This is a genomic window from Pseudomonas sp. 2835 (genome assembly GCF_050435905.1).
Taxonomy (GTDB): domain Bacteria; phylum Pseudomonadota; class Gammaproteobacteria; order Pseudomonadales; family Pseudomonadaceae; genus Aquipseudomonas.
Genome location: NZ_JBNDLE010000004.1, coordinates 160,670 through 179,086, shown reverse-complemented (window position 1 = coordinate 179,086; position 18,417 = coordinate 160,670). Strand labels below are relative to the sequence as shown.

At 65.2% G+C, this 18,417-nt stretch carries 16 protein-coding genes; 3 read left to right on the top strand and 13 right to left on the bottom strand.

From position 1 onward, the window contains the following. The first annotated feature begins 109 nt into the window (after positions 1–109). The 3 genes from ABIE20_RS07095 to ABIE20_RS07085 all read left to right on the top strand — a co-directional run bounded on the left by ABIE20_RS07095 (position 110) and on the right by ABIE20_RS07085 (position 1,807). Positions 110–403, top strand: coding sequence for a DUF5629 family protein (locus tag ABIE20_RS07095; protein WP_429503933.1), 294 nt, complete (start codon positions 110–112; stop codon positions 401–403). Continuing rightward, complete coding sequence (locus ABIE20_RS07090; protein ID WP_429503932.1) at positions 366–1,505, top strand: lactonase family protein; 1,140 nt, start codon at positions 366–368, stop codon at positions 1,503–1,505. Before ABIE20_RS07095 ends, ABIE20_RS07090 begins: the two co-directional genes overlap by 38 nt. A 122-nt stretch (positions 1,506–1,627) precedes the next feature. Continuing rightward, positions 1,628–1,807, top strand: a complete 180-nt coding sequence (locus ABIE20_RS07085) for a hypothetical protein (RefSeq protein ID WP_429503930.1) — start codon at positions 1,628–1,630, stop codon at positions 1,805–1,807. A gap of 70 nt (positions 1,808–1,877) precedes the next feature. On the opposite strand, the gene ABIE20_RS07080 is transcribed toward ABIE20_RS07085, so the two are convergent. From ABIE20_RS07080 to ABIE20_RS07020, 13 genes are all read right to left on the bottom strand, one after another. Next, a complete protein-coding gene (locus ABIE20_RS07080; protein ID WP_429503928.1) occupies positions 1,878–2,471 on the bottom strand; it encodes a glutathione S-transferase in 594 nt (197 codons plus the stop codon). Continuing rightward, the gene (locus tag ABIE20_RS07075) at positions 2,468–6,115 is read right to left on the bottom strand and encodes an AAA family ATPase (protein ID WP_429503926.1); all 3,648 of its coding nucleotides are present in this window, start codon (positions 6,113–6,115) and stop codon (positions 2,468–2,470) included. The genes ABIE20_RS07080 and ABIE20_RS07075 overlap by 4 nt, the downstream gene beginning before the upstream one ends. Beyond that, on the bottom strand, positions 6,112–7,353 hold the full coding sequence (locus tag ABIE20_RS07070; protein WP_429503924.1) for an exonuclease SbcCD subunit D C-terminal domain-containing protein: 1,242 nt from the start codon (positions 7,351–7,353) through the stop codon (positions 6,112–6,114). The genes ABIE20_RS07075 and ABIE20_RS07070 overlap by 4 nt, the downstream gene beginning before the upstream one ends. 51 nt (positions 7,354–7,404) lie before the next feature. Beyond that, on the bottom strand, positions 7,405–9,030 hold the full coding sequence (locus ABIE20_RS07065) for a BatD family protein (RefSeq protein WP_429503922.1): 1,626 nt from the start codon (positions 9,028–9,030) through the stop codon (positions 7,405–7,407). Beyond that, entirely contained in the window at positions 9,027–10,748 is a 1,722-nt protein-coding gene (locus ABIE20_RS07060) for a tetratricopeptide repeat protein (RefSeq protein WP_429503921.1), read from the bottom strand. Before ABIE20_RS07060 ends, ABIE20_RS07065 begins: the two co-directional genes overlap by 4 nt. Next, entirely contained in the window at positions 10,745–11,821 is a 1,077-nt protein-coding gene (locus ABIE20_RS07055; protein WP_429503920.1) for a vWA domain-containing protein, read from the bottom strand. The genes ABIE20_RS07060 and ABIE20_RS07055 overlap by 4 nt, the downstream gene beginning before the upstream one ends. Then, positions 11,814–12,308 carry a DUF4381 domain-containing protein gene (locus ABIE20_RS07050; protein WP_429503919.1) on the bottom strand — a complete coding sequence of 165 codons (495 nt, stop codon included), beginning with the start codon at positions 12,306–12,308 and terminating at the stop codon, positions 11,814–11,816. Before ABIE20_RS07050 ends, ABIE20_RS07055 begins: the two co-directional genes overlap by 8 nt. Then, entirely contained in the window at positions 12,305–13,249 is a 945-nt protein-coding gene (locus ABIE20_RS07045) for a DUF58 domain-containing protein (RefSeq protein WP_115086014.1), read from the bottom strand. The genes ABIE20_RS07050 and ABIE20_RS07045 overlap by 4 nt, the downstream gene beginning before the upstream one ends. Before the next feature lie 4 nt (positions 13,250–13,253). Beyond that, positions 13,254–14,213 (bottom strand): AAA family ATPase, encoded by a 960-nt coding sequence (locus ABIE20_RS07040; RefSeq protein ID WP_038994235.1) that lies wholly within the window; start codon positions 14,211–14,213, stop codon positions 13,254–13,256. A gap of 203 nt (positions 14,214–14,416) precedes the next feature. Then, entirely contained in the window at positions 14,417–15,745 is a 1,329-nt protein-coding gene (locus ABIE20_RS07035; RefSeq protein ID WP_429503917.1) for an MFS transporter, read from the bottom strand. A gap of 46 nt (positions 15,746–15,791) precedes the next feature. Next, positions 15,792–16,985 carry an L-2-hydroxyglutarate oxidase gene (lhgO, locus tag ABIE20_RS07030; RefSeq protein WP_429503915.1) on the bottom strand — a complete coding sequence of 398 codons (1,194 nt, stop codon included), beginning with the start codon at positions 16,983–16,985 and terminating at the stop codon, positions 15,792–15,794. A gap of 109 nt (positions 16,986–17,094) precedes the next feature. Continuing rightward, entirely contained in the window at positions 17,095–17,805 is a 711-nt protein-coding gene (locus tag ABIE20_RS07025) for a FadR/GntR family transcriptional regulator (RefSeq protein ID WP_429503913.1), read from the bottom strand. 75 nt (positions 17,806–17,880) lie between these two features. After that, entirely contained in the window at positions 17,881–18,234 is a 354-nt protein-coding gene (locus ABIE20_RS07020; protein WP_429503911.1) for a hypothetical protein, read from the bottom strand. Between the last annotated feature and the right edge of the window lie 183 nt (positions 18,235–18,417).

Below are 18,417 nucleotides of genomic sequence, written 5' to 3'. Positions count from 1 at the left end.
CCCCCCCCCCCCCCCCCCCCCCCCCCCCCCCCCCCCCCCCCCCCCCCCCCAAATTCCCCCGCGATGCTTTCAGGTATCATGGGCTTTTCCCGCCAGTGATATCCCTGCAATGACAACCCTCTCCCAAGCCCTCGAATCCTGCGACATGCTCCTGGTCGACGAGCTGCACGCCTTTGACTTCAGCTTCGACGAAACCGGCCTGCGCATCGAGTTGATGGACGGCCGTGCTTTCAAAAAATATGCGTTCTCTCCTGAGCAGATCGGCGCCGCACGGTTTGACGGTACCGACTGGCTGATCGCATCCGACACTGACGAGCATCGGCTAGTCTGTATGAGTGTCTTTAGTGCCAGCGATGAGGATGAAGATGACGCGCCTGCTGAAGAACCTGCTGATCGCCAGTAGCATGAGCCTGACTCTGACTCTCAGCGCCCAGGCCCACGAGCTGCTGGTCGGCAGCTATACCGCAGGCACCAGTGAAGGCATCTACCGCTACCGCTTCAACAGCGACAGCGGCCAGATCGACCCCACGCCGCTGCAGGTGCTCAACAGCGAAAACCCGTCCTGGCTAACCCTCTCGGTCGACAAGCGCCTGCTGTTCGCGGTCAACGAGAATGGCGCTGGCAATGGCCAGGTCAGCAGTTTTGCCATCGGCAAGGACGGCAGCCTCAAGGCCTTGAGCCAGGTGCCAAGCTTGGGCGACGAACCGACCCATTCCAGCCTCAGCCATGACCAGCGCTACCTGTTCGTGGCCAACTACGGCGTATTGCCTGCCCCGGGCGGCAGCCTCAGTGTGCTGCCGGTGGACCGTAACGGCCACTTGCAGGCCTCGGTGCAGCAAGACCGGCACAAGCCCAGCGGCGTCAATCCGGAGCGCCAGACCGGGCCGCACGTGCATTCGGTGATGTCGTCCGACGACGGTGAGTATGTGTTTGCCAGTGATTTGGGTGCTGACAAGGTGTTTGTCTACCGCTACGACGGCGCCAGCCCCTCGCAGCCTTTGAGCGCGGTGGAGCCGGTCAGCCTGCCGCCAGGCAGCGGGCCGCGGCATTTGCTGTTCGATCGTGATGGCAAACATGCCTACCTGACCCTGGAAATGAGCGCCCAGGTGGTGGCGTTCGAGTATCAGGACGGCGGCAAGCTGGTGGAGTTGCAGCGTCTGCCATTGACTGAGCAGACCGATGCCTCGGCCAGGGCGGCGGGGGCCTTGCACCTGTCGGCTGACGGGCGTTTTCTGTATGTCAGCAACCGCGGCACGGCCAATGAGCTGCTGGTGTTCGCCGTCGACGACAAGACCGGCAAGCTGATGCAGGTGCAGCGGCGCAGTGTCGAAGGCGATCACCCGCGGGAGTTCAGCCTCGATCCGACTGGCAAGTTCCTGCTGGTGGCCAATCAGAAGAGCAACCAGATCGTGGTGATCCGCCGTGATCCGCGCAGTGGTCTGCTCGGGGAAACCGTGCAAAAGCTGGCCCAGGACGCACCCTCGGACTTGAAGTTCGTCAACTGACTATCAATTGCCTTGATGTTTGCTACTGCTGCAATGAATTTCTGTGCGCCGCGCCAGCGGCGTAAGTTTGAACCACGGCCCCAGGCGGCCACTTCTAACCACAGACTTCGAGGGTCAGCGCCATGAACTTCAACCTTTTCCCGGTCATCGCCGCTTCCGCCATTTCTGCTTCGGTGGTCCTGCCGGCCAACGCCCATATCGAGCTCAACGAGCGCAAATCGTCGACCCAGAGCTACACCCAGAAATACCTGCAACAAAGCGCCAACTTCTACGCCGCACTGGACCATAAGTCGCAACACTGAAACAAGCCAGCTCCGGCATGGGCCCTGCTTGCACCAGCCCCTGTGGGAGCCGGCATTGCCGGCGATTGCTTCAGCGCGCCATGATCGCCTTGAACAGCACCGACTCCAGCCAACCCTGCAGCCATGCCCGCAGATGCGGGTAGGGCGCCTGGGCAAACCATTCAGGCTCGACCCCGGCGAACTGGCGCATCAAGGGCAGCAACGCCGCATCCGCCAGGCTTGGATGGTCAGCGAACAGGTAGGCCTGCTGTGCCAGTCGCTCATTCAGCTCGGCCAGCCAGGCTTCGGCCTGCGCCCGGTACTCTTCGCGTGATTGCTGCGGATAGCGTTCAGCATACTTGTACAGATTGACCTGCACTTTGAACTGGCGATCATTGCGCTCGATCAGCGCATCGGCGGCCTGCGCCGCCTGTGGGTCAGTCGCCAGTTGCCAGTCCTGCGGATCATGCCGGGCCAGGGCCCAGCGCATGATCTCCAGGCTTTCCTCCAGCACCACCTCACCTGCACTCAACACCGGCACCGTGCCCTTGGGCGAAAGTGCCAGTAGTTCGGCCGGCTTGGCCTTGAGGCTGACTTCGCGAATCTCTACCGGACACTCGGCATAACGCAGCGCCAGGCGCGCACGCATGGCCCACGGGCAGCGGCGGAACGAGTAGAGGATCATCCGCTGACCTCCACCGTGCTCAGGCCGTTGCCCTGGCGGCGCACCTGGATCTGCACCGGGATACGCTCGTGCATCTCCTGTACGTGCGAGATCACCGCGACCTTGCGGCCCTGGGCCTGCAGGCCGTCGAGCGCGTCCATGGCCAGTTGCAGCGACTCCGGATCGAGGCTGCCGAAGCCTTCGTCGATGAACAGCGACTCGATGCGCAGCGTGCTCGAGGCCATTGATGCCAGGCCCAGGGCCAGGGCTAGCGAGACCAGGAAGGTTTCACCGCCCGACAGCGAATGCACCGAGCGCAGCTCGTCGCCCATTTCCGTGTCCAGCACCAGCAAACCGAGCAGGCTGCCACCGCGCTTGAGCCGGTAGCGCCGGGCCAGTTGGCGCAACTGGGCGTTGGCGTGGTGCACCAGCAGGTCGAGGTTGTAGCCCTGGGCGATCTTGCGGAAGGTGTCGCCGGTGGCCGAGCCAATCAGGGCGTTGAGCCGCGCCCAGCGCTGCCATTCGCCGTAGGCGCTGGTGATCTGATCGGCCAGGGCCTGGTGCGCCAGTTGCCGGCGCTGGTCTTCGGCCTGGGCGGCGCGCAGTTCGGCGCAGGTCTGTTCACTGGCCGCCAGTTGCAGTTGCAGGTTGTCGAAGGCTTGCTCCAGCGCTTCGCGGGTGAGTTCGACATTGCTCTGGGCCTGATGCTGGTCCAGGCGTTGCTGGCGCTCCTGCAGCAGGGTGCGGGACTGTTCGATGGCTTTTTCGGCGTCCTGCAGACCCTGACGCAGCTGCGCCACAGCGTTGTCGTCCAGTGCCAGCAACTGCTCCAGGCCACTGTCGTCCAGCTCCGGGTGGCCCTGGCGCCATTGTTCGATCTGTGCGCGAACCTCGTTGTGTTCCTGCTCCAGGCTGCTCAGGCGTTCGTCCTTGGCCTTGAGCTCGGCGGCCACTTCGATCAGTTGCGCCTGGGTTTGCTGCAGTTGTTGCAGCGCCTGGGTTTCAGCCTGGCGCGCGTGCTCCACGGCCTGTTCCAGGTGCTGCTGCCAGTGTTCGGCGCTGGGCTGTTCGCCGAGCAGGGTGGTGAGGCTGTCGCGGCTGCTTTGATGCTGGCGTTGCAGCTCAGTGAACTGCTGATGCAGCTCTTCCTGTTTCTGTATCCGCGCCTGTTGCTGCAGTTGGGCTTTGTCCAGGCTCTGCTGGCGCTCGGCATGCTCCTGCTGTTCGTCCTTTTGCCCTTGCAAAAGGTCCAGGCGCACGGACAGTTGCTGGTCCAGGCGCATGAAGGCGGCCGCCGGCTCCTGGCGCAGGTCGTTGAGCACGGCTTCCGGCAACAGGCTGGCGAAGCTGGCCAGTTCCTGCTCCAGGCGCTCTTCGTCACTGGCCAGCGCTGTTTGCTGTTGGCTCAGGTGCTGGCTGGCTTGCTGACTGGCTTCATGGGCTGCCTGCAGTTGCTGTTGCAGGCGGCTGGCGTCTTTTTGCAAGGTCAGCAGGGCGTTCTGGCGCTGTTCGTCACGACCGATGTCGTGGTTCAGGTTGCGTGCCTGCAGGTCCAGCCAGGTGCTGCGCTGGCTGGCGTCCTGAGCGGCCAGCGACGGGTACAGCGGGTGCGCTTCGAGGCTGGGCAGCAACGTCTGTTGCTGGCTGCCCAGTTGCTCCTGCTGGTGCAGGTATTCCTTGATCTGGCCGTTGACGCCGCCCAGTTGCGTGCGCAGTTCATCGAGCTGTTTCTTCAGCCCGTCGACCACGTGCTGGGCGTTGGCCTCTTCGTTCTGATCGTGGCGGCCGAGGCTTTGCAGCAGGGCTTCGGGCTGATGGTAAGGGTGTTCCTGGCTACCGCAGACCGGGCAGGGCTGGTCGTCCTGCAATTGCGCGCGCAGTTCTTCGACGCTCTGGCTGCGGGCCAGGCGCTGGCGTTCAAGCAACTGGCGGGTGACGTTCAGTGCCTGCTCGGCGGCGGTCAGCTGGTTTTTGCCATTGAGGCCTTCGCTGATCAGCTGTTCGCGTTGTTGCAGGGCAGCTTGCTGGCGTTCGCGCAGGGCTTGCAGGCGCTGTTCGAGCTCTTGCTGGTTGCTCCACAGCCGGCTCAGTTCTTCGACCTGGCGTTGCTGCTGGCGGTTTTTCTGCAACAGCTCGCCAAGCAGGCCGATCTGTTCGGCCAGGGCTTCGGGTTCGGCCTCGGCTTCACGGTAAAGCAGGGCCAGGGCGGTGCGTTGCGCTTCAAGCTGGGCGTGGGCCTCGCTGGCGCGCTGCTGCAGGCCAGGCAGTTCGGCACGGCCCTGGTTGAGGCGGTTGCCCAGTTGCATCAGTTGCTGCAGGCGGTCGCGATAGGCATTCCAGGCTTCGCTCAAGCCGGCCAGCGTCACGCTCTGCTCGAGCTGTTCGCCAATCTGCTGCAGGCGTTGTTCGCTCAGGCGTTGCTGCTCATTGAGGCTCAGCAGCTGTTGCTGGCCTTCGGCACTGGCCTGTTCGGCCTGTTGCTTGAGCGCGGCGCTGTTGGTCAGCTCCTGCTGCAAACGGGTCAGGGTGTTCTGTTCGGCAAAGGCCTGGCGTAGCCCAGGTGCGCTGTCGCTTTGTTGCGCCAGGGCCAGGCCCAGGGCTTCACGGGCCTTGGCCTGTTCGTCCTGCAATTGCTGCTGACGGCCTTGCAGTTGCTCATGTTGCTGGCGCTGCGCGGCGATACTCGCGACCAGCGGGTTGAGCTGGGCATTGAGCGCCTGCTGGCGGGCGAACTGATGACGCTGCGGCGCCAGCTGTTCCAGGCGCGCCAGCTTCAGCCGCTCGCCGCGCAGGTTGTCGTGGTGTTGCTCGGCGCTATGCAGTTGCGCACTGGCGGCCTGTACTTGCTCCTGCAGTTGCAACAGCTCGTTGAGCCAACTGCGCTGTTGTTCCAGCAGGCGCAGTTGTGCCTGTTCGGCCTTGAACCGCTCGAGCGCTTCGTTGTAGCGCTGGTCGAGTTCGGCGCGAGCCTCGGCGGCCATGGGCAGCACGCCGCTGGCCTGGTCCTGCAGGGCTTTGTGCGCCTCTTCGGCTTCTTTGCTTTTGCTGTAGGCACGGCGCCCCAACTGGCTGTAGATCGCCGTGTTGGTGAGCTTTTCCAGCAGCTCGCTGCGCTCTTTGTCATCGGCCTTGAGGAAGGCGCTGAACTCGCTCTGGGCGAGCATCACGGCGCGGGTGAACTGCTCGAAGTTAAGACCCAGGCGCGATTCGATCAGTTGCTTGTATTCGCCCTTGCTCTGGTTGCTTAGCAGCTGCTCGCTGTCCAGGTCATGCAGGCTTTGGCGGCTGCCTTGCAGCTTGCCGTTGGCCTTGTCGCGGGCGCGGTTGGTTTCCCAGCGGGCGCGGTAGCGACGACCGTCGATGCCGACGAAATCCACCTCGGCAAAGCCGCTGCCCGAACCCCGACGCAGCAGGGTGCGCGGGTCGCTGGTGAGGATGTCGCTGTCGACCTCCGGCAGCTTGGTTTCGCGGCCGATGTTGTTCAGCCGCGGTACGGCGCCGAACAGCGCCAGGCACAGGGCGTCGAGCAGGGTGCTCTTGCCGGCGCCGGTGGGGCCGGTAATGGCGAACAGGCCGGCGCTGGCCAGTGGCTCGGCGGTGAAGTCGATCTCGATCGGGCCTTCCAGGGAGGCCAGGTTCTTCAGGCGGATGGCGAGGATCTTCATGGCTGTTCTTGCTCCTGCTGGACGTCCTGCAGCAACAGGGCAAAGTCGGCCAGGGTCTGTTCATCGACGGCGTTGCCGTAGGCCTGCTCCCAGGCGCGGCTGAACAACTCGTGCGGGGTCAGTTGGCCGAGTTCCAGCAGGTCGGCGCTGCTGTCGTCTGCGCTACGGCCGTTGCCGGCATACTCGGCGGCGATGCGCACCAGGCGTACCGCCTTGCCGTGCAGGGCGCCTTCAAGTTGCGCGCGCAGGTCGGGCAGGGGTTCGTCCAGGCGTACGCGGATCTCCAGCCAGGGTTGGCGCTGGGGATCGTCGAGCAGGTCGACCACCGGCAGCTCGGCCAGTTGCTCCAGTACCTCGGCCAGCGGCGCCGGGCCCAGGCGTTGCAGGTGCACGGCGCGCGGCACCAGGCGCGACTCGACGCTGGCAAGCTTGGCGCCGTCCAGTTCGATTTCCAGGACCTGGTGCTGATAACCGATTTCCGAGAACGACAGCGGGATCGGCGAGCCGCTGTAGCGGATGCGCTCTTCGCGGTTGACCTTCTGCGGTTTGTGCAGGTGGCCAAGGGCGACGTAGCTGATCTCTGGGGCGAACAGCCGCGCCGGCAAGGCTTCGGCGTTGCCGATGATCAGGCTGCGTTCGGAGTCTTCCGAGACCGAGCCGCCGGCCATGTGCGCGTGGCTCACGGCAATCAGCGCCTGGCCGTTTTTGCGCCGTTGCAGGGCGGCGGCGATGAGTTTCTCGTGGACTTGGGCGATGCCGTGCAGGTAGTCGTCGCCCAGGTGCGCTCCGGTGACTTCCGCGGGGCGCAAAAATGGCAGCGCCAGGCACCAGGCGGCGACCTTGCCTTTGGCGTTGGTCAGCGGAATCAGCAGGCGTTCGCTGTCCAGCTCGCCTTCATCCAGCCACTGCACCCGGCCCAGGGCGTGGGTGCGCAGGCGGCGCATCAGCGGCGCCGGCAGTTCGATGCGCGAGCCGGAGTCGTGGTTGCCGGCGATCATCACGATGTTCAGCTTGGGTTGTTGCTCGTGGGCCTGGACGATGAAGTCGTAGAGCCGCTCCTGGGCTTTGACCGGCGGGTTGACGGTGTCGAAGATGTCGCCGGCAATCAGCAGGGCATCGGGCTGGCGCAGCTTGAGCTGGCCGAGCAGCCACTCGAGAAAACAGGCGTGTTCGAAGTCGCGTTCCTGGCCGTGCAGGGTCTGACCCAGGTGCCAGTCGGAGGTGTGAAACAGACGCATGAAGGGTTCCGCAGTGTGCCGGCGTGGCGCCCGGGGCGTCACGCCTTGAGGTTATTTGGGGTACAGCGGCGGCAAGCTGCCGTTCTCGCTTTGTGCAGGCTGGACCTGCTCGGCGGCCGGGATGGTTCCAATCGCCCGCCATAATTCTTCACCTTGCCAATACTGCCCGCTTTCGCTGTACAGCGCGCCGTTGAGGCCATCGAGGGCATCGGACAGCGGCACGAAACGCGCGGCCATCTCGGCCAGGGTTTCCGGTTGCTGGCGCGCCCAGGCATCCAGGGCCTGGCGCGTAGCCTGTGGGTCGTTGGCCTGGCACGCGCGCTTGAGGTCATCAAGCAGGGTGCGCGGGCTCGGCCCGGTTTGCGCCGCGCGCAGCACCGCCGGTTGCGAACGCGCCCGCCACCACAGGGCAAAGCCCAGCAGGGTGGTCAGGGCCAGTACCAGGGTACTCAGTTGCCAGGGCCAGAGCAGGTAGGTGTGCACTGTGACCGGGTCGACGCTGGCCGGCTTGTCGGCGCTCAGCGCCGGGTTGTCCTGTATCTGCAGGCTGCGTGCGGGCAGGTTGCTGCGCTCCAGATGATCTTCGCGGGTGTTCCACCAGACCACTTCCTGGCTCGGCAGTTCCAGCCTGCCGGCGTGGGTCGGTACCAGTGCCTCGCGTTCTTCGCGTACGCCGAGCAGGCCGCGGTCGTTGACCTGGTTGCGCAGTTGCGGCTGGTCCGGGTAGCGGCGCAGGCCGGTCACTTCGGTGCCGGGCAGTGGTGGCAACTGGGCGCTGGACAAGCCCTCGGCCTGGAGGATCACGGTGCGGGTCAGCGAGTCGCCGATCTGCGACTGTTGTTGCGCCGGATCCGGGCTCCAGTGTTCTTCGAGGGTCAGGCTGTTGGCCGGCAGCCATGGCGTATCGGCCGGGTAATCGGCCGGGATCGGGTCGACCGTCAGCACCAGCGGCGTCGAGCTGACCTGCACCTGCTTGCCGGCGCGCGGGGTGTTGAGTTCCTGCTCGGCGTCGTTCTGCGCGGCGGTGGCGCTGAAGGTCAGGGCCGGGATGTTCAGGTCGCCGCTTTGCTGCGGGTAGATCGCATAGCGCATTTCGATCACGCCGTGGCGTACACCGTCGATGACTTTCTCGAAGGTGCGCGACTCGCCCAGCGGCTCGACCTTGGCGTTGTCCAGCTGCAGCGGGCTGAGGCTGCTGTCATCGTACAGCGGCACCGAGTGATAGATGCTCAGGGTCAGCACCGCCTGGGCCTGCACGTAGACCTCCGGCTGATCGAGGCTGGCGTCGATGAACACCGGGCCGTGGTTTTCGCTGCTGACCTCGTTGGCCTGGATCTGCAGGCTGATCGGCTGGCTGCGCACCTCGCCCAGCTGCAAGGCAGGAATCTCCACGCTGCCGCTCTGGCGCGGCAGCAGGGTGATGATCCAGCGGGTGTTGGCGCTGTTCTCGTCGAGGCTGTTGAGGCTGTTGACCTGGCGGGTGCCACGCACTTCGAAGCTGGCATCGAGCGGCGTCAGGTCGGGCTTGCCGAATTGGGTGACATCCTGGGTCTCGAGGGTCAGCTCAAGGGTTTCGCCGGCATTCAGGCGAGTGCGGTCGACGCTGGCGAGCAGCGCCGCCGCCTGTACCTGCAGGGCGATAAAGAGGCTCAAGACCAGGACGCAGACGCGACTCATCGATGGGTTTCCTGATGTTGTTGCTGTTCATACCAGAATTTACGCCGCAACAGCTCGGCCGGGTTATCCGGGATCTGCCGCAGCCATTGTTCCAGGGCCTGGCGCTGTTCGGCGTCAAGGCTGCTGTCGGTTGGGCGTTGGGGCGGGCGGGTGGTGTCATCGTCGTCCGCGCCGCTGGCCTGGTTTTGCGCCTGCTCGTTGCCGTTGTCCTCAGGCTTGGCTGCTTGGTCCGGGTCCTGAGCAGGTTTTGCCGCGGCCTGGTCCTGGGCGTTCTGCGAGCTGCTGGCAGCGTCGCTGCTGCTGTTTGGGTTGCTTTGCTGGGTGTCTTCGGACGGCTGCTCGGGGGCCTGTTCGGCCTGGCGTTGTTGCAGCAATTGTTCGACCAGGGCTTTGTTGGCCAGCGCCGGTTGCAGTTCAGGCTGGCGCTCCAGGGCCTGTTCGTAGGCATCCAGCGCGGCTTCCAGTTCACCGCTACGGGCCAGGGCGTTGCCGCGATTGTAATGGTCGGCGGCGCTGTTGCCTTGGGCGAACTGGCGGGCGGCGCCGTTGTAGTCGCCGGCTTCATACAGCGCCAGGCCTTTCCATTGCGGGTCGTCGAAGTGCCGTGCAGCTTCGGCCGGGCGCTGCTGTTCAAGCAGACGTCGGCCTTGCTGGTCGGGGCGCAGCCACAGGTCGTTGAACTCGAAGGCGTAGCTTGGTTGCGGCAGGGCCAGCAGCAACGGCAGGCAGAACAGCCAGCCACGGCGGCCGGCGCAGGCGGCCAGCAGCAACAGTGGCAGCAACAGCCAATAGCCCTGGTCGGCCCAGCTGTCGAGCTGCACGGTCTGGCCATCGTCTCGCAGGCTGCGCGGGTTGTCGAACAGGCGCAGGCCGCGCAGGTCGAGGTCGTCGATGCGGGCGCTGCGATAACGCCCGCCGGTACTGGTGACAAAGGCTTTGAGGCTGGCGCTGTCGAGGCGCGGCAAGAGGATGCCGCCCTGATCGTCCTTGAGGAACTCGCCGTTGGCCTGCCTGACCGGCGCCCCCTCGGCGCTGCCGACGCCGAGCATCAACAGGCTCGGGCCCTGGCGGCCCAGCGCCTGGACGATGCCCTGGCGCTCCTGGGTATCGAGCGATGAGCCGATCAACAGCAGCCGGCCCTGGCCGATGCCTGCCTGGGCGAGCAGGGCCAGGCCCTTGCGCACGGCAAGATCCGCGCGCTGGCCGGCTTGCGGCATGATCGCCGGGTCCAGGGCTTCGAGCAGGTTGCGGCTGGTGGCCAGGTCGTCGGACAGCGGCACCAGGGTGTGCGCGCTGCCGGCGTAGACGATGATCGCGGTCTGGCTGTCGCGGCGGTGCTCGAGCAGGTCGAGGATCTTGCGTCGGGCCTGTTCCAGGCGGTTTGGCGCGGCGTCGTCGGCAAGCATCTGCGGGGTCAGCTCAAGCAGCACCACCAGCGGGTCGGCCGGGCGCTGGCGGGTGTCCTCCAGGCGCTGCCAGCTTGGGCCCACCAGGGCCAGCACGGTGATCAGCCAGGCAAGGCCCAGGGCGATCCACGGCAGTTTGCTGTCGCGACCGTTACCGCCGCCGAGCAGCACGGCATGGAAGGCCGCAGGCAGGATCATCTGCCAGCGCCCGGCGCGTTTTTGCCGGTGCCAGAGCTTCCACAGCAGCCAGGCCAGCAGCGGCAGGACGACCAGCCACAGCGGGCGTAGCCATTGCGGCCACAGTTCGTTCATCGCCGCCTCCTCAAGCGCAGCCGTTGCAGGCGCTGGCGCCATTCCGGGTGTGGCTGCAAAAAGCGCGGGCGGCGCAGCAGGCGCTGCAGCAGGTTGTCGGGCCATTGCTGCTCGACCACCAGCAGCACGCTGAGCAACAGCGCCAGAGCCAACGGCCAGCTGTACAGTGGCTCGGCGGTGCGCGCCTGGGTCGGCTGCTGGGCTACCGGCTCAAGGCGGTCGAGGGCCTCGCCGATGGCTTGCAGTTCTGCGCCGTCGTGGGCGCGGAAGTAGCTGCCGCCGGTCAGCTCGGCGATTTCCTTAAGTGAGGCTTCGTCCAGGTCCAGGCTCGGGTTGATGCCCAGCAAGCCGGCGGTGCCGGTCTGCTCAGGGTCGGCGCCAATGCCGATGGTGTAGATGCGCACGTTTTCCTGGGCGGCCAGGCGCGCGGCGGTCAGCGGGTGGATCTGCCCGCCGTTGTTGGCGCCGTCGGTGACCAGCACCAGTACCCGGCTCTGCGCCGGGCGCTGGCGAAGGCGCTTGAGCGCCAGGCCGATGGCATCGCCAATGGCGGTGTTCTTGCCGGCGATGCCGATCTGCGCTTCATCGAGGAAGGTGCGTACGGTGCGCCGGTCGAAGGTCAGCGGCGCCTGCAGGTAGGCCTGGCTGCCGAACAGGATCAAGCCGACGCGATCACCCTGGCGTTCTTCAAGAAAATCGCCGAGCAGGGCCTTGACCAGGCTCAGGCGGCTAACGTCGTCGCCTTGCCACTGCATGTCGGGGAAGTCCATGGAGCCGGAAACATCCACGGCCACCAGCAGGTCGCGGCCACTGGCGGCCACTGGCAGCGGTTCGCCCAGCCACTGCGGGCGGGCGGCGGCGAACAGCAGCAACAGCCAGACCAGCACGAACGGCGCCTGCTGGCGCCAGGTCGGCAGGTTCAGGCGCGCGCGGCGGCCGGCCAAGCCTTCGAGTTCATCGAGGAAGCTGACCTTGAGCACCGGCTCGCCGCTGTCGGCGGCCGGCAGCAGCAAGCGCGCCAGCCAAGGCAGCGGTAGCAGCACGAAGATCCACGGCCAGGCCAGCTCAAACATGTTTGCGGATCCAGGTTTCGACCGACTGGTTGAGGCCGTTGATGGCTTTGTCGTCGAGTTTGCATTCGGGCTTGTAGGCGCCTTCGACCAGTACCATCCAGCGGGTCAGGCCGGCGGCCGGGCAGCGGTTATCAAGAAACGCCAGCCATTGGCGGCCGTTGAGGGTATGGCTGTGGCTGCCCGGGTAATGGTTGCGGCACAGGCGCTTGAGCAGGGCGTTGATCTGCTGTAGCCAGGCACCGGCCGGGGCGCCGTCGTAGGGTTTGGGCAGGCGCGCGAGTTCGGCCAGGGCTTCGATGCGAACCGGGTCCAGGGGCAGTTCGGCGCGCACGATGGGCTTTTTGCCCGGGCGCCAATGGCGCAGGCGCCACAGGCCCCAGCCCAGCAGCGGCAGCAGCAACAACAGAGCCCACCAACCTGGGGCCAGCGGCCACCAGCCGATTGGCGCCGGGGTCAGCAGCGGCTGCAACTGATCGAGCGGGTTCACGAGGTTTTCCCCGGTCGTTGCGCGTTGAGGTATTCGCGCAGCTGCTCGATCATTTCGCTCTGGGTGCTCAGTGGCATCAGCACCACCCGCAGCTTTTGCGCCAGCAGCTCCCAGCGCTCGATGCGCGCTTCGCTTTGCTGGCGGTAGCTCTTGCGCAGGGTCGGGTCGAGGGTGTCGAGCTCCAGTTGCGCACCGCGCTGGGCAAAGCGCAACAGGCCGGCGGCGGGCAGGGCGTGGTCGAGCGGGTCGGACAGCGGCAACAGCAGCAGGTCGCAATGGCGCGAGAGCAGGCTCAGTTGCTGCTCGACCGCAGGCGTCAGCGCCCGCTCGTCGCAGATGATGATTGCCAGGCTGCCCGGGCGCAGCACTTCGCGGGCGCGGCGCAGGGCGATGCCCAGGCTGTCGGCCTGGGGCACGGCTTCGGTGTGCAGCGACTGGTTGACCCGCGCCAGGCGGTTGAGCAGTTGCAGCAGGCTCTGCTTGCTGCGCCGCGGCTTGATTTCGTAGTGCTCGTTGTCGCCGAACACCAGGCCGCCAATGCGGTCGTTGTGGCCCAGCGCAGCCCAGCCGATCAGGGCGGCGGCCTGGGCGGCGAGCACCGACTTGAACATCAGCCCCGAGCCGAAAAACAGGCGCTGGCTCTGTTCGACGAGGATGAAGATCGGCCGCTCGCGCTCCTCATGAAACAGCTTGGTATGCGGCTCCTGGGTGCGCGCGGTCACCCGCCAGTCGATGTTGCGCACATCGTCGCCGGCCTGGTAAACCCGCACCTGGTCGAAGTCGACCCCGCGCCCGCGCAGTTTCGAGTGGTGCAGGCCGACCAGCGGGCTGCGCTGGCCGGGCCGGGAGAACAGCTGCACTTCGCGCACGCGATGACGCATCTCGATCAGCTCGGCGAGGCTGATGCGGATTCCGGGCGCGGCCAGCAGGCGATTGGGCATGGGGTCAGGCGACGGCGACGACGTCGAGGATGCGCTGGATCACCCGGTCCTGGTCAATCCCTGCGGCCTCGGCCTCGAAGGAAAGAATGATGCGGTGGCGCAGTACGTCGAACAGCACCGCCTGGATGTCTTCGGGGCTGACGAAGTCGCGCCCGGCCAGCCAGGCATGGGCCCGCGCACAACGGTCGAGGGCAATCGAGCCGCGCGGGCTGGCGCCGTAGGCGATCCAGTCGGCCAGCTCCAGGTCGAACTTGGCCGGGGTACGGGTGGCCATCACCAGTTGCACCAGGTATTCCTCTACCGCATCGGCCATGTACAGGCCGAGGATTTCCTTGCGGGCAGCGAAGATCGCCTGCTGGCTGACCCTGCGCTCCGGCTTGGTCTCGCCGTTGAGCGCCTCGCCGCGGGCTTGCTGGAGGATGCGTCGCTCGACGGCAGCATCCGGGAAGCCGATCTTGACGTGCATGAGGAAGCGGTCGAGCTGGGCTTCAGGCAACGGGTAGGTGCCTTCCTGCTCGATCGGGTTCTGCGTGGCCATCACCAGGAACAGCGGCGACAGCTCGTAGGTGCTGCGCCCGACGCTGACCTGGCGTTCGGCCATGGCTTCGAGCAGCGCCGACTGGACCTTGGCCGGGGCGCGGTTGATTTCGTCGGCCAGCACCAGGTTGTGGAAGATCGGCCCCTGCTGGAACACGAAGCTGCCGGTTTCCGGGCGATAGATCTCGGTGCCGGTGATGTCGGCCGGGAGCAGGTCGGGGGTGAACTGGATACGATGGAACTCGGCTTCGACCCCTTCGGCCAGTTCCTTGATGGCCTTGGTCTTTGCCAGGCCCGGAGCGCCTTCGACCAGCATGTGGCCGTCGGCGAGGAGCACAATGAGCAAGCGCTCGACGAGTTTTTCCTGGCCCAGGATCTGGGTTGAAAGAAAGGTGCGCAGCGCGATCAGCGCCTCACGGTGTTCCATCGTTGACGGTTCCTGGAAAAAAGCCAGGGCGTGCGGCGTAAAAGCGCCCGGGCGGGGGCTGATACTTTAATCCATCCGGGGGGCTGGCGACTAACGGCAGCAGGGAAATTTGTTCAAATCGTCAAGTCGGGGCTGCTGTGCAGCCCATCGTCGGCAAAGCTAACTCCCACAGGGATCGCGCTGACCCTGTGGGAGCCGGGGTGTCAGTTCTTGAAGCTGGAATGCTTGCGGCCCTGGTCACACAGGGCAAACACCACTACAAACACCGCCGCCACCACCAGAATCAGCGCAACGCCGTCGGTGGAGTGGGTCGCCGAATTGGCCACCAGCGCCAGGCCACCCAGTGGTGCCAGGCCGCCGGCCACGGCGGTGCCGATCTCGCGCCCGGTGCCAAAGCCCGAAGAGCGGGTCTGGGTCGGGAACTGACGGCTGAGGAACGAGCCCTGTGGGGCAAACATCATCGGTGCGAGGATGCCGGTACCAATGGCAATCGCCAGGTAAATCATCATCGGCTCGCCGGTGTTGAGCAGGCTCAGGAACGGGTAGGCAAACAGCACCGAGAACAGCCCGCCGAGCATCAGCACGGTCTTGCTGCTCCATTTGTCGCACAGCCAGCCGAAGAACGGCACGGCGATGATCGCCACCAGGCTGGCGATGGTTACCGACAACGAGGTGACATGGGCTTCGACGCCCTTGTACTGGGTCAGGTAGGCCAGCGAGAAGGTCTTGAAGATGTAGCTCAGGGCGTTGTAGCCGATGGCGACGAAGAACACCACGGCCAGGCCCTTGAGGTCGTTGCGAAACAGCAGCTTGAGCGGCGAAACCTGGTCTTTGGCCGGGGTTTTGTCGAGCTCTTTGAAGTCAGGGGTTTCCGGGATGCTTTTGCGCACCCACAGGCCGACGCCGACCAGCACGATGCTGCAGATGAACGGGATGCGCCAGCCGCCGGAGAGCAGGAACTCGTTGCCGTTCATGGTCAGCAGGTAGACGGTCAGCGACGACAGCAGCAGGCCCAGGTTCAGGCCCAGCGCCGGCCAGGCGCCCTGGCTGCCGCGTTTGCCTTCGCTGGCGTGCTCATAAGAGGTCACCGCCGCCCCGGACAGCTCGGCACCGGCGCCCAGGCCCTGGATGATGCGCACCAGCACGAGGATGATCGGCGCCCAGATGCCGATCGAGGCATAGCTTGGAATCAGGCCGATCAGGGTGGTGCACACGCCCATCATGCAGAAGGTGATGACCAGTACCTGCTTGCGACCGAAGCGGTCGCCCAGGTAGCCGAACAGCACGCCGCCGAAGGGGCGGGCGATAAAGCCGATGGCGAAGGTGGAGAACGCCAGCAGCGACGCCACCGCCGGGTTGCTCGGGTCGAAGAAGATCTTCGAGAAGACGATCGCCGCCATGGTCGCGTACAGGTAGAAGTCGTACCACTCCAGCATCGAGCCGAAGATGGTCGCGGCGGCGACCTTGCGCAGGCGTTTGCGTTTTTGTTCCGGGGTTTCGCTCGCGGCCGCAGCCGCCTCATGTACCGACATGTGGGGTGTTCCTTTTTTGTCTTTGTAGTTAGGTGTGCAGCAGGATTCAGCGGGCCTTGAAGATCCTCTCGGCGATCATCTGGCCGATCGGGATGGCCGAGGTGGCCGCCGGCGAGGGTGCATTGCAGACGTGCACCATGCGCGGCGTCTCGGCGAACAGGAAGTCGTGCACCAGGGTGCCGTCGCGCATCACCGCCTGGGCGCGGATGCCGGCCTCATAGGGCAGCAAGTCTTCGATGTTCAGCGACGGGCAGTACTTGCGGCATTGCTCCAGGTAGCCGCTTTTGAACAGCGAGTTCTTCATCTCGGCGGTGCCGGAACCAAGGTTGTTCCAGATGGTTTTCCAGAACCCCGGAAAACGCGCGTATTCGGCAACGTCGCGCCAGTTCACCGAGAACTTGCGGTAGTTCTCCCGGCCCAGGCCCAGTACCGCGTTCGGCCCGACGGTAACGCTGCCGTCGATCATCCGCGTCAGGTGCACGCCAAGAAACGGCAGCTCCGGGTCGGGGATCGGATAGATCAGGTGGTTGACGATGTCGTTCTTGGCCGCAGGCAGGCGGAAGTATTCACCACGGAAGGGAATGATCTGGTGGTCGATCTTGACCCCGGCCAAGGTCGCCAGGCGGTCGGATTGCAGGCCGGCGCAGGCCACCAGCTGGCGGGCGCTCCAGACCTTGTCGTCGCTGCTGATGGTGACCTTGTCGGCGGTTTCGACAATAGCGCGCACGGTGGTTTGCAGGTGCACTTCGCCGCCGAATCGCTGGATCACCCGGGCCATGGCTTCGCAGACCTGCTGGTAGTCGACGATACCGGTGGCATCGAGGAACAGGCCACCGAGGCCGACGATGTTCGGCTCGCGGCGTTGCAGCTCCTTGGCATCCAGCTGCTCGACCTTCAGGCCGTTCTGCTGCGAGCGCTCATACAGGGCGTGCATGCGCTCGACTTCCAGCGGCGTCGAGGCCACCAGCAACTTGCCGCAGACTTCGAACTTGATCTGGTGCTCTGTGCAGAACTCTTTGGTGGCCTGGGCGCCGCGCTTGCACAGGTCGGCCTTGAGGCTGCCCGGCGCGTAGTAGATACCCGCATGGATCACGCCGCTGTTATGCCCGGTCTGGTGCTTGGCCAGGCTGCTTTCCTTTTCGAGGATCAGCAGCGATGCGCCCGGTTGGCGCTCCAGCAGTGCCATGGCAGTGGCGAGGCCGACAATGCCGCCGCCGATGATGCAGTAGTCGTAGATCATGCAGGTGTCACCTTGGCTTGTTCTTATCAGAGAGTCTGCTTATCAGGTTGTCAGACTAAGCAGGTCAAACAAAAGGGCGCCATGCAGCGGCGCCCGCTCTATAGGGTGTTCAGTCGATACTCGGCAGGTCCAGTTTCAGGCGTTTGGCCGAGGCCCGCAGGTGCGCTTCGGCACAGGCTGCAGCGGCAACCCGGTCGCCATCGGCGATGGCCTGGTACAGCGCCTGGTGTTCGCGATGGGCATCGGCCGAACCGCCCACCGAATGCGCTGCGGAGTTTTCCCAGGCGGTGCGGCGGGCAGCGGCCAGTTGGCCACGCAGAAAATCATGAAAGGCGACGAAATAATCGTTCTTGCTGGCCTCGGCGATGGCCCGGTGAAACTCCACGTCAGCGGCGGCAGCCACGGCAAACTCGCTGCGTTTGTCGAGCATCTCCTGCAAGGCCTTGCTCATGCGTGCAAGGTCAGCGGCGTCGCGGCGCTGGGCGGCTACCGAGGCCGCCTGGGTCTCGATCCACAGGCGCACTTCGAACATCTGCACCAGGTCCGGGCTGCGGCCTTGGGCAGAAGGGAAGCGGAATACCGTGCCGGTCGGGGTTTGCGAAATGTACGAGCCCAGGCCACGGCGGGCGATGAGCACTCCATCCGCCTTGAGCTGGGCCACCGCCTCGCGCACCACCGAGCGGCTGACGTTCAATTGCTCGGCCAGTTGCTGTTCGGTGGGCAGGCGCGATTCGGCGGCCAGGCGACCGGAATCGATTTCTGCGCGGATGGCGCCGACAACCCGTTCAACCAGGGTGTCGGGGCGCTGAAGCTCAAGCATGAGGGCAGGCTCATTAATCAGGTTGTCAGACAATGCCTTTTGCAGCGGTTCCTTGTCAAGAAACCGCGTAAGCGATTACAGCTCGCTGACGTAGGTGCCGGTGCCCTTGAGGAGGTTCTGCAGGGTTTCTTCGACTTCGACGAGGTCGGTGCCGTCGGCGGTAAGCAGGATTTCCAGTTGGTCGTCACCGCCGAGGGCATCGGCATCCAGCGGTGCCACTTCGATCAGCAGCCTCGCGGCGCTGAAAGTAACTTTCAGGCCTTCGACGGGGGCGTAATACTCGTCCAGGGTGATGTCCACCCGGTCTTCGTCCGGGTAGCGAGTCATGATGAACATCTGGCCCTTGTCGCTGTGGCAGCACAGGGTGGCCATGTTGTCTTCTTCATCATCGCAGGGGGTGGCGAAGAGCAGGGTGGTCTTGAATTGCATGAGCGGCTCGATCAATTAGGTGAAACACGATTCTGCCAGTCTTCGGCCTGTGGATAAACGTGCGGTTGCACCTCAATGACCGAATATGTCGCAGCACCGCAAGCAGGGGCGGGCGGGCACTCGTTAAGCTGCGCTGTCGATGGACACCCGTAAAGACACAGCCGCGCTGGCAGTCGTTTTTGC